Source organism: Pseudomonas entomophila (assembly GCF_013523165.1).
GTDB lineage: Bacteria > Pseudomonadota > Gammaproteobacteria > Pseudomonadales > Pseudomonadaceae > Aquipseudomonas > Aquipseudomonas entomophila_A.
Genome location: NZ_JAAMQI010000012.1, coordinates 15,617 through 30,695, shown reverse-complemented (window position 1 = coordinate 30,695; position 15,079 = coordinate 15,617). Strand labels below are relative to the sequence as shown.

At 66.1% G+C, this 15,079-nt stretch carries 15 protein-coding genes; 7 read left to right on the top strand and 8 right to left on the bottom strand.

Annotation, left to right across the window (positions count from 1 at the left end; genetic code table 11):
- Positions 1–39 precede the first annotated feature (39 nt).
- The gene (locus G7Z99_RS11530; protein WP_181093911.1) at positions 40–249 is read right to left on the bottom strand and encodes a cold-shock protein; all 210 of its coding nucleotides are present in this window, start codon (positions 247–249) and stop codon (positions 40–42) included.
- A gap of 217 nt (positions 250–466) precedes the next feature.
- On the opposite strand from G7Z99_RS11530, the gene plsB reads away from it, so the two are divergent.
- The 3 genes from plsB to G7Z99_RS11515 all read left to right on the top strand — a co-directional run bounded on the left by plsB (position 467) and on the right by G7Z99_RS11515 (position 4,873).
- Positions 467–2,953, top strand: coding sequence for a glycerol-3-phosphate 1-O-acyltransferase PlsB (gene plsB / locus G7Z99_RS11525; RefSeq protein WP_181093909.1), 2,487 nt, complete (start codon positions 467–469; stop codon positions 2,951–2,953).
- Between the two features lie 84 nt (positions 2,954–3,037).
- Complete coding sequence (locus G7Z99_RS11520; RefSeq protein ID WP_181093907.1) at positions 3,038–3,739, top strand: hypothetical protein; 702 nt, start codon at positions 3,038–3,040, stop codon at positions 3,737–3,739.
- Positions 3,740–4,183: 444 nt separating this feature from the next.
- A complete protein-coding gene (locus tag G7Z99_RS11515) occupies positions 4,184–4,873 on the top strand; it encodes a DUF4197 domain-containing protein (protein WP_181093905.1) in 690 nt (229 codons plus the stop codon).
- 87 nt (positions 4,874–4,960) lie between these two features.
- Here G7Z99_RS11515 and G7Z99_RS11510 read toward each other — a convergent pair whose 3' ends face one another.
- Entirely contained in the window at positions 4,961–5,752 is a 792-nt protein-coding gene (locus G7Z99_RS11510; RefSeq protein WP_181093903.1) for a class I SAM-dependent methyltransferase, read from the bottom strand.
- A gap of 94 nt (positions 5,753–5,846) precedes the next feature.
- Here G7Z99_RS11510 and G7Z99_RS11505 point away from each other — a divergent pair, with 94 nt between their 5' ends.
- Positions 5,847–6,467: an energy transducer TonB gene (locus G7Z99_RS11505; RefSeq protein ID WP_181093901.1), complete on the top strand. Its 621-nt coding sequence runs from the start codon at positions 5,847–5,849 to the stop codon at positions 6,465–6,467.
- 2 nt (positions 6,468–6,469) lie between these two features.
- Here G7Z99_RS11505 and G7Z99_RS11500 read toward each other — a convergent pair whose 3' ends face one another.
- The 6 genes from G7Z99_RS11500 to ppc form a co-directional block, all read right to left on the bottom strand.
- Positions 6,470–7,150, bottom strand: a complete 681-nt coding sequence (locus G7Z99_RS11500; RefSeq protein ID WP_219854188.1) for an extensin-like domain-containing protein — start codon at positions 7,148–7,150, stop codon at positions 6,470–6,472.
- Positions 7,151–7,160: 10 nt separating this feature from the next.
- Positions 7,161–8,027, bottom strand: coding sequence for a DUF72 domain-containing protein (locus tag G7Z99_RS11495; protein ID WP_181093897.1), 867 nt, complete (start codon positions 8,025–8,027; stop codon positions 7,161–7,163).
- Positions 8,028–8,030: 3 nt separating this feature from the next.
- Positions 8,031–8,315: a hypothetical protein gene (locus G7Z99_RS11490; RefSeq protein ID WP_181093895.1), complete on the bottom strand. Its 285-nt coding sequence runs from the start codon at positions 8,313–8,315 to the stop codon at positions 8,031–8,033.
- Positions 8,316–8,426: 111 nt separating this feature from the next.
- A complete protein-coding gene (gene tsaB, locus G7Z99_RS11485) occupies positions 8,427–9,101 on the bottom strand; it encodes a tRNA (adenosine(37)-N6)-threonylcarbamoyltransferase complex dimerization subunit type 1 TsaB (protein ID WP_181093893.1) in 675 nt (224 codons plus the stop codon).
- An 87-nt stretch (positions 9,102–9,188) separates the two neighbouring features.
- Positions 9,189–9,836, bottom strand: coding sequence for an adenylate kinase (gene adk / locus G7Z99_RS11480; protein ID WP_181093891.1), 648 nt, complete (start codon positions 9,834–9,836; stop codon positions 9,189–9,191).
- 254 nt (positions 9,837–10,090) lie between these two features.
- On the bottom strand, positions 10,091–12,718 hold the full coding sequence (gene ppc, locus G7Z99_RS11475) for a phosphoenolpyruvate carboxylase (RefSeq protein WP_181093889.1): 2,628 nt from the start codon (positions 12,716–12,718) through the stop codon (positions 10,091–10,093).
- Positions 12,719–12,860: 142 nt separating this feature from the next.
- Between ppc and G7Z99_RS11470 the strand changes: the two genes are divergently transcribed.
- The 3 genes from G7Z99_RS11470 (at position 12,861) to G7Z99_RS11460 (ending at position 14,720) form a co-directional block, all read left to right on the top strand.
- Entirely contained in the window at positions 12,861–13,229 is a 369-nt protein-coding gene (locus G7Z99_RS11470; RefSeq protein WP_181093887.1) for a pilin assembly protein, read from the top strand.
- Positions 13,230–13,481: 252 nt separating this feature from the next.
- A complete protein-coding gene (locus tag G7Z99_RS11465) occupies positions 13,482–13,895 on the top strand; it encodes a DUF4398 domain-containing protein (RefSeq protein ID WP_181093885.1) in 414 nt (137 codons plus the stop codon).
- 48 nt (positions 13,896–13,943) lie between these two features.
- Complete coding sequence (locus G7Z99_RS11460) at positions 13,944–14,720, top strand: OmpA family protein (RefSeq protein WP_060392810.1); 777 nt, start codon at positions 13,944–13,946, stop codon at positions 14,718–14,720.
- Positions 14,721–15,079 lie beyond the last annotated feature (359 nt).

The window sequence follows — 15,079 nt, the reverse complement described above, 5'->3', positions numbered from 1 at the left end:
CATCGGGCCGCGCCTTGTCCGGCGCGGCCTGGCGGCCGTTCACAAGCCCAGGACGTCCTCGGCTTGAAGGCCCTTCTGGCCTTCGACCAAGGCGTATTCCACACGTTGGCCTTCGAGCAGCGTACGGTGCCCCTCACCCCGAATCGCCCGGAAATGAACGAAGACGTCCGCGCCGCCCTCCCGCTGAATGAAGCCGTAGCCCTTGGCATCGTTGAACCACTTCACGTTTCCAGTTTCACGAGACGACATCTGTACCACTCCTGATCTTTTGTTTTGACGAGCGTCGCAGCCTGGCCACTCATGCAAGGCTTACACGACTCGAAGAAGTTTCCTGCAAGCTACGGACCGGATTTCAAATTCGGCTTCCAAAAAACCATGCCCAGGGCTTTTGCCGAACGCCAGCGGATGCGGCAGACTGGCGGCTTGCGCGTCACTTCATACCGTCCAGCCAGAGCCCTGCCCCCCGATGACCCGTTCCCCTCTGCGTCGCCTGATGTTCGGTGCCCTGCGCCGCCTGCTGTATCTGTGGGTGCGCTCCGAAACCATCAATCCGTCGTCGCCGGGGCTCAAGCTCGACCGTACGTGCCCGGTGATCTACGCCCTGCCTTCGCCCTCGGCCACCGACCTGGCAGTGCTGGACCACGAGTGCGTCAAGGCCGGCCTGCCGCGACCGGTGGTGTCCGTGGCCGTGGGCGGTCGCCAGGAGCCTGCGGCGTTCTTCTACCTGACGCCGGAAGCCGACTGGCTCGGACGGCGCGACAAGCGCGGCGCGCCACCGGCCCTGCGGCGTATCGTCGACACGGTGAGCGAGCAGGTGGAAACGGACGTGCAGATCATCCCGGTCAGCGTGTTCTGGGGTCAGTCACCTGACAGCGAATCGAGCCCTTGGAAACTGCTGTTCGCCGACAGCTGGGCAGTGACCGGACGCCTGCGCCGGTTGCTGACCGTCCTGGTGCTGGGACGCAAGACCCGGGTGCAGTTCTCCGACCCTTTGCGCGTGCGCCCGCTGGTGGCGCAGGGCAAAGGCCCCGAGCGCACCGTGCGCATGGCGCAGCGCCTGCTGCGGGTGCACCTGCGCAACCTCAAGACAGCGGTGATCGGCCCCGACATTTCGCATCGCCGCCACCTGGTCAAGGGGCTGCTGCACGCCGAGCTGGTACGTCAGGCGATCGCCGAGCAGGCCACGCGCGACGCCATCCCGCTGGCCAAGGCCGAAGCCCAGGCCCTGCGCTACGCCAACGAGATCGCCTCGGACTACACCTACACCGTCATCCGCTTCCTGGAGGTGGTACTCAGCTGGTTCTGGAACAAGATCTACGACGGCATCAAGGTCAACCACATCGAGCAGGTCCAGGACCTGGCGCCGGGTCATGAAATCATCTATGTCCCCTGCCACCGTAGCCACATCGACTACCTGCTGCTGTCCTACCTGCTGTTCCGCAATGGTCTGACGCCCCCGCACATCGCCGCCGGCATCAACCTGAACATGCCGGTGGTCGGCAACCTGCTGCGCCGTGGCGGCGCCTTCTTCATGCGCCGTACGTTCAAGGGCAACCCCCTGTATGCCGCCGTGTTCAACGAGTACCTGCACACGCTGTTCAGCAAGGGCTTCCCGGTCGAATATTTCGTCGAGGGAGGCCGCTCGCGCACCGGCCGGATGCTGCAACCGCGTCCCGGCATGCTGGCCATCACCCTGCGCAGCTTCCTGCGCTCGTCACGCACGCCGATCGTCTTCGTGCCGGTGTACATCGGCTACGAGCGCGTGCTCGAAGGGCGGACCTACCTGGGCGAGCTGCGCGGGGCGCACAAGAAGAAGGAGTCGATCTTCGACATCTTCAAGGTCATTGGCGCGCTCAGGCAACGCTATGGCCAAGTCGCAGTCAACTTCGGCGAGCCGGTCCGGCTGGCCGAGTTTCTCGACCAGCACCATCCCGACTGGCGAACGCACAGCGACGCACCCGATGCCCGCCCGGCCTGGCTCAACACGGTGACCACCCGCCTGGGCGACACCGTGGCCCAGCACCTGAACGAGGCCGCCGCGGTCAATCCGGTCAACCTGGTGGCGCTGGCGCTGCTCTCCACCAGCCGTCTGGCCCTCGACGAACGCGCCCTTCGACGCGTGCTCGACACGTACCTGGCGTTGCTGCGGCAGGTGCCCTACTCCGCCCATTCGACACTGCCCGAGGGCGATGGCCTGGCCTTGATCGAACACGTCAAGGGCATGGGCCTGCTGTCGGAGCAGAGCGACGCGCTGGGCCGCATTCTCTACCTGGAAGAAACCAACGCGGTGCTGATGACCTGGTACCGCAACAACATCCTGCACATCTTCGCGCTGCCAGCGCTGCTGGCGAGCTTCTTCATGAGCAGCTCGCGCATGAACCGGCAGCAGATCGGCACCTACGCCAGCGCCCTGTATCCCTACCTGCAGGCCGAGCTGTTCCTGCGCTGGTCGCCCGACCAGCTCGAGGCCGTCATCGACCAGTGGCTCGAGGCCCTGGTCGCGCAGGGCATGCTGCGCCAGGAGAACGGCGTGTACCTGCGCCCGGCGCCCAGTTCGCGCCAGTTCGTCCTGCTGACCTTGTTGGCACGGGCGATCACGCAGACCTTGCAGCGCTTCTACATGGCCACCTCGTTGCTGCTGGACAACGGCCAACGCAACCTGACCGCCGAAGCGCTGGAAGGCCTGTGCGTGATGATGGCCCAGCGCCTGTCGATCCTGCACGGGCTGAACGCACCGGAGTTCTTCGACAAGACCCTGTTCCGGCACTTCATCCAGACCCTGTTGCGCGAGGGGGTGGTACGCGCCGACGCACAGGGCCGCTTGAGCTACCCCAGTCGGTTGGGTGAACTGGCCGAAGGCGTGGCCAAGCGCGTCCTGTCGGCCGAGCTGCGGCTGTCGATCCGGCAGGTCACCCTGAACGCGGAGGTGTCGGCGGACGTCGACGCGGGGTAACGCTTCAGGCTTCATCCAGACCGCCCTGCCGGGACAGGATCAATGGGCGACATCGATCCTCAATCCCCTTGTCTGGAGTCGACCATGACGTTATCGCTTACCGGTACGCTCACCACCCCCGTGCTACCTCATCTCGAAGAAGGCGCGCCACGCCTGTCGGTCTCGCTGATCGGCCATCTAGCCGATGCGCAGCAGGTGCTGGCCACCTGCAGCAGCCAGTGCACGGGCGTTCCCATGCCTTTCACCCTGACACTCGATACCACGGCCGCGCAGCGTTTCATGGCGTTCACTGTGGAAGCCCTGTGCACCGTCGGCCTGGGTGAGGATGCGATCATCGCCCAGCACCGCGAAACACTCGAATTCGATCAGTTGCCCCCAGCGCAGCCATTGAATCTGGTTCTCAAGGCCACGGGCATGGCCCCGACGGAGGGCACCCCGCATCCTGGCACCTTCACCCTGCTTGGCGGACAGGTGTCGATCCCTGCCGAACTGCGCCAGCCGCACGCCTACCTGGACTGCGCCTTGCTGGTGATCCAGGAAGACGGCTACAGCAACCGTTACGCCAGCAACATCGCCGAGCACTCCCTGTACCTGGAGGGTGACACTGCACCCTTCACCTTGTCGGTAGATACCGCCGCCTTGCCGCCGAACAGCCGGTGCAAGCTGCACATCGGTCTCTACAGCCTGGATCGGACACGCCTCCATGCAGGCAATGTCATCAGGCACATCGACCTGAACGCGCTGCCCGACCTGTCTGCCGTGTCGTTACGCAAACCTCGGCGCTGAGCCGAGCGTGTCCCTGGCCGTGGGCCTGCCTGCTCCAGGCACAGGCCTGCGGCGTCTATCCGAACGAGGCATTTCCATGGAAGACACATTCAGGCAGCTGACCCTCCGCCCGACTCCTCCATGGCCGATACGCCTGCCCCGCAGCACCGTCATGACGGTTGCCCTCGACGCCAGCGCATGCAGGGGTGCCGCACCCGTCGCGCTCGCCCGTCAGCCACTCCGTGGTGCGGGCACGCTACCGCCTTCGCTCGTCCTGCGTAACCGGATGCAGGAACGCAGCACCTGATGCGGTGTGGCCTGTCGACCTGACGCCTGGCGGCTGGCCGCTTCCCTTCGTCGGTCGGACAGGCCACTCGCACCCTGTTACCTGCCCCTCCTTGCTGTGCGGACGCGTGCCGATCCGGTACGCTGAGCCCGCTCATTGATCCTCGCAAGGAACATCCCATGCTTCGCGCCCCTCTCCGTCTTGCCCTTTTCTGCACCAGCTTGCTGCTCACTGCCAACGCCATGGCGCTGTCGCTTGGCGACCTGACCCAGGCTGACGCCTCTGGCGGCCTCAAAGATGCCTTGATCCAGGGCGCACAGGTCGCCGTCAAGCAACTGGGAACGCCCGGCGGCTTCGCCAATGACCCCGAGGTGCGCATCGAACTCCCTGGCAAGCTGGGCAAGGCTGCCAAGGCGATGAAGATGCTCGGCCAGGGCGCCCAGGTGCAAGCCCTGGAGAACAGCCTGAACCAGGCTGCCGAGGCGGCCGTGCCCCAGGCCCAGGTGATCCTGGTGGACGCCGTGAAGAAGATGAGCGTCGCCGATGCCAAGGGCATTCTGGCCGGCGGTCAGGACTCGGCGACCCAGTACCTGGACAAGAGCAGCCGTGAAGCGATTCGCGCCAAGTTCCTGCCGATCGTCAAGGCGGCGACCGACAAGGTCGGTGTGGTGCAGAAATACAACAGCTTCGCGGGTCAGGCGGCCGCCCTGGGCATGGTCGATACCAAGAATGCCAACGTCGAACAGTACGTGACCGAGCAAGCGCTCGATGGCCTGTTCAAGCGGATCGCCCAGCAGGAGCAGAGCATTCGCCAGAACCCGGCCGAGGCGGCGACACGTCTGGCGAAGAAGGTTTTTGGGGTCCTCTGAAGGCTCACCACGGCGAGCGCCAGCAGGCCAGCGCTCGCCTCACGGTTCAGGCTGCCTCGTCGAGCGGCGCACGCGCTCGGTGCAACGTCAGCGTCCTTCGGCCTTGAGGGCCCGGCGCGGATAGATGTCATACCGACTCGACTTGCCCTCCAGACCATGGCTGGGCTTCGGTCCGTCGATGATCGGCGCCTTGCGCGGCCGCTTGACCACCACCCGGTGGCTGGCCAGCGCGAGGGCCGCCTCGAGCAGGGCTGGGGCATCCAGGTCATCGCCCACCAATGGGCGGAACACCCGCATCTCCTTCTTCACCAGCGCGCTCTTGTCGCGATGCGGGAACATGGGGTCGAGGTAGATCACCTGTGGCACCTCCCCTTCCCAGGTGCGCATGCGTTCGATGGCGTTGCCGGTCAACAGGCGCATGCGCGCGATGATCGGCCCGACCTCCTCGTCCGCCAGTCCTCGCGCCATGCCATCCTCCAGCAAGGCGGCAATCAGCGGCTGACGCTCGATCAGGGTCATCTGGCAACCCAGGCTGGCCAGCACGAAAGCATCCTTGCCCAGGCCTGCGGTGGCATCCAGGACCGAGGGGCGCACGCCCTGGGCGATACCGACCGCCTTGGCGATCATCTGCCCGTTGCCACCGCCGAACTGACGCCGGTGCGCGGCCTGGCCTTCGACGAAATCCACCCGCACCGGCCCTGGGGCCTGTGGGCCCAACTGCTGGATCTGCAGGCCATCGGCGCCCACTTGCACGGCAAACCCTGCTGCGGCGTCGTGCCGGGGCAGATCGAGGCGCTCGGCCCAGGCCACCGCCTGTGCCTCGAACGCTGCCGACAGGGCCTCGACCCTGATCCCCGTGTCGCCGTGTGAATCGCTCATCTGTGCCCGTACTCGAATAGATTAATGAAACCCCGGCCAAGGCCGATACAACAGTATCGCCCATTCTGCCAGACCACTTCACGCGCGGCTGCCCATGTCCGACACCCTTGCCATTGGCCTGACCTACCTGTCGCCCGTCGACCACTACGGTCGACACAACACCCAAGCGCTCGGCGGCGTCAGTCACCTGTGGTCGGATTTCTTCGCCCGGGCGCTGAGCGAGCAGCAAGGCGGTCAGACGCTCGACGACGTGCCGCCTCAGGCGGCCGTGGACCCGCGCACGGGCGAGCCGGTGGCCGGCAGCGATACCCTGGCCCTGATCAGGACGCAACGCGACTGCAAGATCGGCGACCGTGACGTGCGTCCGCCCGAACCCCTGTTCCTGCCCAAGGCCGAACTGGAAGCCGACCTGCTCGAACCCGCCGCCGAGCCCTTCAGTGCCGCCGAGCTGATCGCCCAGCAGCGTCATCTGGAGGTCGAGACCCAGTGGCAGCGCCCGACCGTGATGCGTCAAGGGCATCCCCTGCCCGCGCCAGGCGATGGACCAGCGCCACGCCCGCTGCACCTGCCGATCGCCGAGTTCGATTGGTCATTGCTGGACGAGGCGCCTGTTCCGTTCGACGAGTCCACCTTGGCCGAGCAGACGACAGACCTGGCGTTCGACCTGCACTGGGCGCGCCCGGTGGTGCTGAACAACGTGCGCCTCACGGCCTGAGATCAGCGGCAGACCTGCCAACGCCCCATGTCGAGGTGAAAGTGATTGCGGTGGGCCGCATTGTAGTCCGGCCCCAGCACGGTGTTGAAGTGCTCACAGGCGGCCTGGCGCACCTGTTTCAGGAACTCGGCCTCAGGCCCCGTCCCGTGCCAGTCGCGCAGCAGGACCAGGCGCCGGCCATCCTTGAGCCGAAAACCGCTGATGTCCAGGGCATTGGCTGTCGCGTGCTGGCTCAGGGGGGCCTGCTGCCGGTGATAGATGTTCCGACAGGCGAAACTGCCCAGGTGATCGACCTGGGTCACCGGTTGGCCCAGCACCCGTTGGGCGATGGGCTGCAACCCATGCATCTCGAACATCGCATAGGCCACCGCCAACGGGCAGCTGGCGAGGAAGCTGCTGCTCAACCGCGCCTGGCCGCCTTCGATGCGCCAGACGTTGTGCAAGGGGCAGCGCGCACCGCCGGGGCTGTCGGCCTGGGCCCGGTAACGCAAGGTCGAGGTGGCCAGTGCCTGGCGACACAAGGCAGGGTCATCGCGCAGCCGGGCCAGCTTGTAGGGCGTCAGCAGGTTGGGCGGATCCCGGACATCGAGCGTGGCCCACGGGTCCCACTGCGAGGGCAGGCGCCAGCCGGGCTGCCAGGTCACTGCCCCGAACGCCACCAGCAGCCATGACACCCGCAGCAGAAGGCGCACGTCAGATCAGCCCCAGCTGTTCGACCTCGGGGGCACGCGGCCACTCATCCAACGGCGGCAGCCCGGGCAACCGGAGGCTCAACTGTTGGTGAAAGCGCTGGGCCAGCGCTGCGGCCATGCGGTTGTCGGCGGTATGCAGGAACACATAGGGCGTGCGCCCTTCCTCGATCCACGCAGCCACCTTGTCCAGCCAAGGCACCAGAAACGCATCGTTGGTCTCCAGGTGCGGATGACCGATGAAGCGTACTTGTGGAAACGCGGTGAATGCCGCCGGGCGCGGTGGGACGCGAGGCTTCTTGGCCTGGGCATGCCGGATGCTCGGCTCGCGAGGGTCGCCGCTGAACAAGGCACGCGGGTCCAGGCAGATACGCTCGACCCCGCGGCCGTGCAACAGCCGATTGAGCCGACGCTCGTCTTCGCCACGGGTGAAGAACGCATCGTTGCGCACCTCCACGGCCACGTGCGCCTCGAGCCCGTCGAGAAAGGCGGCCAGTTCACCGAGACGCGATGGGCCGAACGCAGCGGGCAACTGCAGCCAGGCAGGCGACACGCGCTGCCCCAGGGGCGACAGCAGTTGGAGAAAGTCCCGGGCTGCGTCGATCTGGTCGCGCAAGTCGCCCTGGTGGCTGATGTCGCCGGGGAACTTGGCCGTGAAGCGAAAGTGTGCGGGCATGATCTGCGCCCAGCGCGCGATGGTCGCTGCGGCCGGACGCGCATAGAACGTGGTATTGCCTTCGACGGCATTGAACACATGGCAGTACAGCGCCAGGAAGTCGGTAGAGCGTGCGTCGGCCGGGTACAGGTAGTCGCGCCAGACCGGATCGCTCCACGAGGGGCAACCCAAGTGATAGGGAAGCGTTGCGATCATCGGTCAGATGTACAGGTCGAGACCCAGGACGTCCATGTCCCAGTCATTCAGCGTGGCCGTGCTCAGGTAGCTGGCCAGGGCGGCGGCCGTGCGCCGGTCACGTGCGCGCGGGTAGATCATGTCCTGCTGGCGCGCAGGCAGCCCGGCGTTGCGGCGCATGGCACGCTGCGGCGGGACCGGCGTGTCCTCGACCAGCTCGGCGTCCTCGGCCACGTCGTCGCGCGGCGCAGGCTTTCGCGGCGTGCGCTTGACCGGGTAGGACTGGGGTGAAAAACCGTCGATACGCATGGATCATCTACTCGGGGAGCAATGAAGGCAATCCCACAGTATCGGGTTCCCTCGCCGATGCCTGCTTATGACTGGACCACGCAGAGCGCCGAAGGTTTTATCGTCGTGCGTTCAGCGTGCCTTGGGTGTAGCGACATTATCACGTAAGTACACCGGTTGCGCCTGTTCGGCGACGACTGCCTCGCCGCGTGCCCAAGCGCCGGAGGCCAGGTGCAGGATATCCAGCGCATCGGGCAGTTGTGCAGGGTCGCACGCCGTGACCGTGGCCGCGATACGCTCGCGCAGGCTCCAGCCGGTGCCGGCGCCGTACCACTGGCCCTCACTGCCCGGGGCGAGCACGGCACGCTCCGGCGCCAGCACCTGCTCGTGGCCGAGCAGACGCATCTCGCCGTCCTGGGCCTGGTAGCAGCCCCAGTACACCTCGTCCATACGCGCATCGATGGCCGCCGCGACCTGCTGCACCCCATGATGACGCAGTGCCCCCTGGGCCAGCGCGGCCAGGTTGGACACCGGCAACACGGGACGCTCGAGGGCGAAGGCCAGGCCCTGGACCACGCCGATGGCGATGCGCACGCCGGTAAAGGCGCCCGGACCGCGACCGAAGGCGATCGCGTCCACCGCGCTCAGGCTCACGCCGGCATCGGCCAGCAGACGCTGGATCATGGGCAGCAGTTTCTGCGCATGCAGGCGCGGTATCACCTCGTGATGGCCGGTCACGCGACCGTCGTGCAGCAGGGCGACGGAACAGGCTTCAGTGGCGGTATCCAGGGCCAGCAAGGTGGTCATCGAACGGGTTTCCAGAGGCAGAAGACAAAGGCGGCAGTATAAACGACAACGGCCCGCAAGCGGGCCGTCGATACCAGGCGATGTCGATCAGGACAGCGCGGCCATGACCTTGGCGGTGATGGCCTCGACCGAACCCACACCCTCGATATGGCTGCACTTGGGCTTGCCCTGCTGGGCCTCGAGGTTCTGGTAGAACGCCACCAGCGGCTTGGTCTGCTGGTGGTAGACGCTCAGGCGATGGCGCACGGTCTCTTCGGTGTCGTCCTTGCGCTGCACCAGTGGCTCGCCGCTCGCATCGTCCAGGCCTTCGACCTTCGGCGGGTTGTAGACCACATGGTAGACGCGGCCCGAGCCTTCGTGCACACGACGGCCGGCGATGCGCTGGACGATCTCCTCGTCCTCGACGGCGATCTCGACCACGGCATCCAGTTCGATACCGGCCGTCACCAGGGCTTCAGCCTGGGGAATGGTGCGCGGGAAGCCGTCGAACAGGAAGCCCTTGGCGCAATCGGGCTGGGCGATGCGGTCCTTGACCAGGTTGATGATCAGGTCGTCGGAGACCAGCTGGCCGGCGTCCATGATCGCCTTGGCCTCGAGGCCCAGCGGCGTGCCGGCCTTGACCGCAGCGCGGAGCATGTCGCCGGTGGAGATCTGGGGAATGCCGAATTTCTCGGTGATGAATTTTGCCTGAGTACCTTTACCGGCCCCGGGAGCTCCCAGCAGGATTACGCGCATCTTGTGCTCCTCATGTTTTTTTATGCAGATCTGTGGAGTCGGCGCTCAGGGCCAATTCCGGACAATCGGATCGTGGCCATGAATCGGCCAAAAGGCTGCTCAAGATACACAGCGCCCGGCAGGCAGACAAGCATCCCAACGTCGCGAAAGGGGACGCTCGCAGGCCCTCGGGCGCCCAGGTTGCGCAGGGTGCAACCCCTTGCGCGCGGCCTGCGATGAAGCGCGTGCCGAAGGCTCCAGCGCAGCCCTTCGCCTCAGCCGGTGTTGCGCAAGCCGGCGGCGATACCGGCGATGGTCACCAGCAACGCCTGCTGTAGCGGGCCGTCTAGCACGCTGTCCTGCGCGCGCACACGGGCCAGCAGCTCGGCCTGCAGGTGGTGCAAGGGGTCAAGGTAGGTGTTGCGCAGGCGGATGAATTCCAGTGTCTGCGGACTGTGCGCGAGCAGCTCCGGCTGACCGGTCAACTGCAGCACGACCTGGCACGACTGCGACAATAGGTCGCGTAGATGCGCACCCAATTCCAGCAGCTCGGGTTGCACCAGACGTTCGTCGTAGGCCCGGGCGATGTCGGCATCGGATTTGGCCAGGACCATCTCCAGCATGTCGATGCGCGTGCGGAAGAACGGCCACCGTTCACGCATCTGCGCCAGTCGCTCGCCCTGCCCGTTCGCCAGCGCATTGCGCAGCGCCGTCTCCCACCCCAGCCACGCAGGCAGCATCAGCCGCGTCTGGGTCCAGCCGAAGATCCAGGGGATCGCCCGCAGGCTTTCGATGCCGCCGGCACGACGCTTCGCCGGGCGGCTGCCCAGGGGCAGACGGCCCAGCTCCTGCTCGGGCGTAGCCTGGCGGAAGTAGTCGACGAAATCGGGATGCTCGCGCACGACGTGGCGGTAAGCCTGGACCCCGTCGCTGGCCAGCTGGTCCATCAGTGCACGCCAGTCGGCCTGGGGCGGCGGCGGTGGCAGCAAGGTCGCCTCGAGCACAGCGGCCAGGTAGAGGTTGAGGTTCTGTTCGGCGATGCCCGGCAGGCCGAACTTGAAGCGGATCATCTCGCCCTGCTCGGTGGTGCGCAAGCGCCCGGCCACCGACCCTGGCGGCTGGGAAAGGATCGCCGCGTGCGCCGGACCGCCGCCACGCCCGACGGTGCCGCCGCGGCCGTGGAACAGCAGCAACGCCACGTCGCGCTCGCGGCAGATGTCCACCAGGGCTTCCTGGGCCCGGTACTGCGCCCAGGCAGCCGCCGTGGTGCCGGCGTCCTTGGCCGAGTCCGAGTAGCCGATCATCACCTCCTGCGGGCCTGCCAGGCTGGCGCGGTAGTCCGGCAAGTCGAGCAGGCGCTGCATGACCGGGCCGGCATGATCCAGGTCATCGAGGGTCTCGAACAACGGCACGACCCGCATCGGCCGTGTCAGGCCGGCTTCCTTGAGCAGCAGCTGCACGGCCAGCACGTCCGAGGCGGCACCGGCCATCGAGATCACGTAGGAACCCAGCGAGGCAGCCGGCGCCGCGGCCACTTCGCGGCAGGTCGCCAGGACCTCGGCGGTGTCCGGCTCGGGCTGGAAACAGGACGGCAGCAGGGGCCGACGGTTCTTGAGCTCCTGCTGCAGGAAGGCGATGCGCTGCTCCTCGTCCCAGTCCTGATAGTCGCCCAGTTCCAGGTAGCGGGTGATCTCGGACAGCGCCGCGGCATGCCGCGCCGCGTCCTGTCGCACATCCAAGCGCACCAGGAACAGGCCGAAGGTGTGGGCACGGCGCAGGCTGTCGAGCAAGGCGCCGTCGGCGATCACGCCCATGCCGCAGGCCTGCAGCGAGGCATGGCAGGCGTGCAGCGGCGCGATCAGGTCCTGATTGTCGACCAGTACCGCCGGATCCCTGGGCTGCGGCCCTTGCAGCGAGGCCTGGGCCCACGCGCGCGTCGCCCGCAGCCGCTCGCGCAGGCGCTTGAGCACCTCGCGGTAAGGTTCGGCGCTGTCGCCGGCCTGTGCCCGCAGCGCCGCGTCGGCCTGCTGCATGGACAGCTCGGCGGCCAGATGGTCCACGTCGCGCAGAAACAGGTCGGCCGCCATCCAGCGCGCCAGCAGCAGGACCTCGCGCGTGACGGCGGCCGTGACGTTCGGGTTGCCGTCGCGATCGCCGCCCATCCAGGAGGCGAAGCGGATGGGCGCGGCGTCCAGCGGCAGGTGCTGACCGGTGGCCTCGAACAGTGCCTGGTCGATGTGGCGCAGGTGCGCCGGGACGGCGTGCCACAAGGAATGCTCGATCACCGCGAAGCCCCACTTGGCTTCGTCCACGGGGGTCGGCCGTTCGCGGCGGATCTCTTCGGTGTGCCAGGCTTCGGCGATCAGGCGGTGCAGGCGCTCGCGCACCCGCGCATGCTCGGCCGTGCTCAGGTCGCGGTGGTCCTGCACCGCCAGCTGCGCCGCGATGGCGTCGTACTTCTGGATCAAGGTGCGCCGGGTCACTTCGGTCGGGTGCGCGGTCAGCACCAACTCGATGTCCAGGCTCGCCAGTTGCCGTGCCAGTTCGGCCGGGGCGTGACCGGCGTCGCTCAGGCGCGCGAGCAGTTCGGGCAGCACGCGGTGTTCGAAGGGCGGCGCCTGGCCGGCCTCCGGACGGCGGATCAATTGGTACTGCTCGGCGATGTTGGCCAGGTTGAGGAACTGATTGAAGGCCCGTGCCACGGGTAACAGGTCGTCCTCGGCCAGGTCGTCCAGGGTAGTGCGCAGTTGCTCCACCGCCCCGCTCCGGTCGGCCTTGGCACTGTGGCGAATGGCTTCGATCTTCTGCAGGAAGGCATCGCCATGTTGCTGGCGAATGGTCTCGCCCAGCAACTCGCCCAACAGGTGCACATCCTCTCGCAAACGCAGATCGATATCGGTCATCGGGCCTCTCCAGTCCAGGGAAACAGCACAGGCTTCAGAGTGCCGCCTGTGCAGACGCCTTACAAGGCCCCAGGTCGCGGGCAACTAACCCGAGGTCCGACCGTCTCACACAGTAATCCAACCACGTTCGCCGGAGACTGCCATGAAGATTCGTGAACTTGCCCAGCACTGGGAGCAGGATGCCAACGGCCTGCTCAGCCCGACCGAGCATGTGCTGCACCTGGATATCGAGGCCGAGGCCCGCCTGGCCGCGCTCGCCGAGATGTACCCCCGGCGCACGGTCGACGCGCTGCTGGGCGAGCTGGTCGGCGCCGCGCTCGAAGAGCTGGAAGCGAGCTTCCCCTACGTCAAGGGTGAACACGTCATCTCGACCGACGAGGAAGGGGATCCGCTGTACGAAGACGTGGGCGCCACGCCTCGCTTCCTGGCACTTGCACGGCATCACCTGCACCGCTTGGAGACCCCCAGAAGCGGCGATACCACCGCTGATGAAACAGTCCTCAAGCGCTAGTCACAAGGCAGGTACAACCACGCTGAAACGTGAAAGTTCCGGGCGAAAAAACGCTGACTGGACAGTCAGGAAAAATAATATCCGTCGCGCAAATTTCTGTGAACTATTCAAAAAACGACCCGGTCACAGCCAGTAGCCATTACGGTAAAACCCTGTAAACACGGGCGGTCCGCGGTTTTCGATCCGCGCTCGTACTGTCAGGGTGTCACCGATGGACTGCTACGGACATCGTCGTTCATCAGGAGTGTTCCAATGGAGTTGACCACCATGAAGACCCGCATCGCAAAGAACCCGACCACTCACCTGCGCGGGCTCAAGCTGGCCGCGCTGGCCCTGGGCAGCAGCCTGGTCCTGGCAGGTTGCGCCGGCAACCCGCCCACCGAGCAATATGCCGTGGCTCAATCGGCGGTCAATTCCGCTGTGAGCGCCGGGGGCACCGAGTTCGCTGCCGTCGAGATGAAGTCGGCGCAGGACAAGTTCAAGAAGGCGGAAATCGCCATGCACGACAAGAAGTACGAAGAGGCCAAGCGCCTGGCCGAGCAGGCTGAGTGGGACGCCCGCGTTGCCGAGCGCAAGGCGCAGGCCGCCAAGGCCCAGAAAGCCGTCCAGGACGCTCGTCAGGGCGTAGAGGAACTGCGTGAGGAAGGTATGCGCAGCGCTAAATAAGCCTGTTGCCGACCCATGCACTCGTTATCGATCAAAGGATGAACCACTATGCGTAAACATGTCATGATCCCCGCCCTGCTGGCCCTGAGCGTCGGTCTGGCTGCCTGCTCCCACCAGCCCAACCCGAACCTGGAAGCGGCCCGCAGCAACTTCTCGACGCTGCAGAGCGATCCACAGGCCAGCAAGATCGCTGCCCTGGAAACCAAGGACGCGCAGGACTGGCTGAACAAGGCCGACAAGGCCTACCTCGACCGTGACGACGACAAGAAAGTCGATCAGCTGGCCTACCTGGCCAACCAGCGCGTCGAAGTGGCGAAAGAAACCATCGCCCTGCGCACCGCCGAAGGCAACCTGAAGAACGCCGCCGCCCAGCGTGCCCAGGCTCGCCTGGACGCTCGCGACGCCGAGATCAAGAAGCTGCAGGACAGCCTGAACGCCAAGCAGACCGACCGTGGCACCCTGGTGACCTTCGGCGACGTGCTGTTCGACTTCAACAAGGCCGAGCTCAAGAGCACTGCCTTCCCGAACATCACCAAGCTGGCTCAGTTCCTTCAAGAGAACCCAGAGCGCAAGGTGATCGTCGAAGGCTACACCGACAGCGTCGGTTCGGCGTCGTACAACCAGAGCCTGTCCGAGCGTCGTGCTGGCAGCGTGCGCATGGCCCTGGTCCGCGCCGGTGTCGATCCAGCCCGCATCGTGTCGCAGGGTTATGGCAAGGAATACCCCGTCGCTGACAACTCCAGCAACTCGGGCCGTGCCCAGAACCGTCGCGTGGAAGTGACCATTTCCAACGACAACCAGCCTGTCGCACCGCGCACTCACTGAGTGAGCGTGCTCGACCGATAGCCTGAGCGGTTGGCGTCTTGGCGCCAGGCTCAGGCATCAGGCAGGTCTCATCGCCGGCCAGCCGGTTTTCATACCCATCGTGATAGCGAGGGATATGAGAGCCGACTGGTCGGCGATGTGCGTTTGGGCACACCGATAGGCAGGGTGGCGCTTTTCAAAGTGGGCCCTGCGGGCCCAATCGCGGCACAGGGGCCGCTCCTACATCCGTAGCTACATCATGGCGTTGCAGGCTATCGCGGTCACCTGTGGGAGCGGCCCCTGTGCCGCGATTGAGCCCGCAGGGCTCATGAAATCCGCCGAGGTGGTCGTGCATGGATCAGGACTGGAAAGCCACGCGC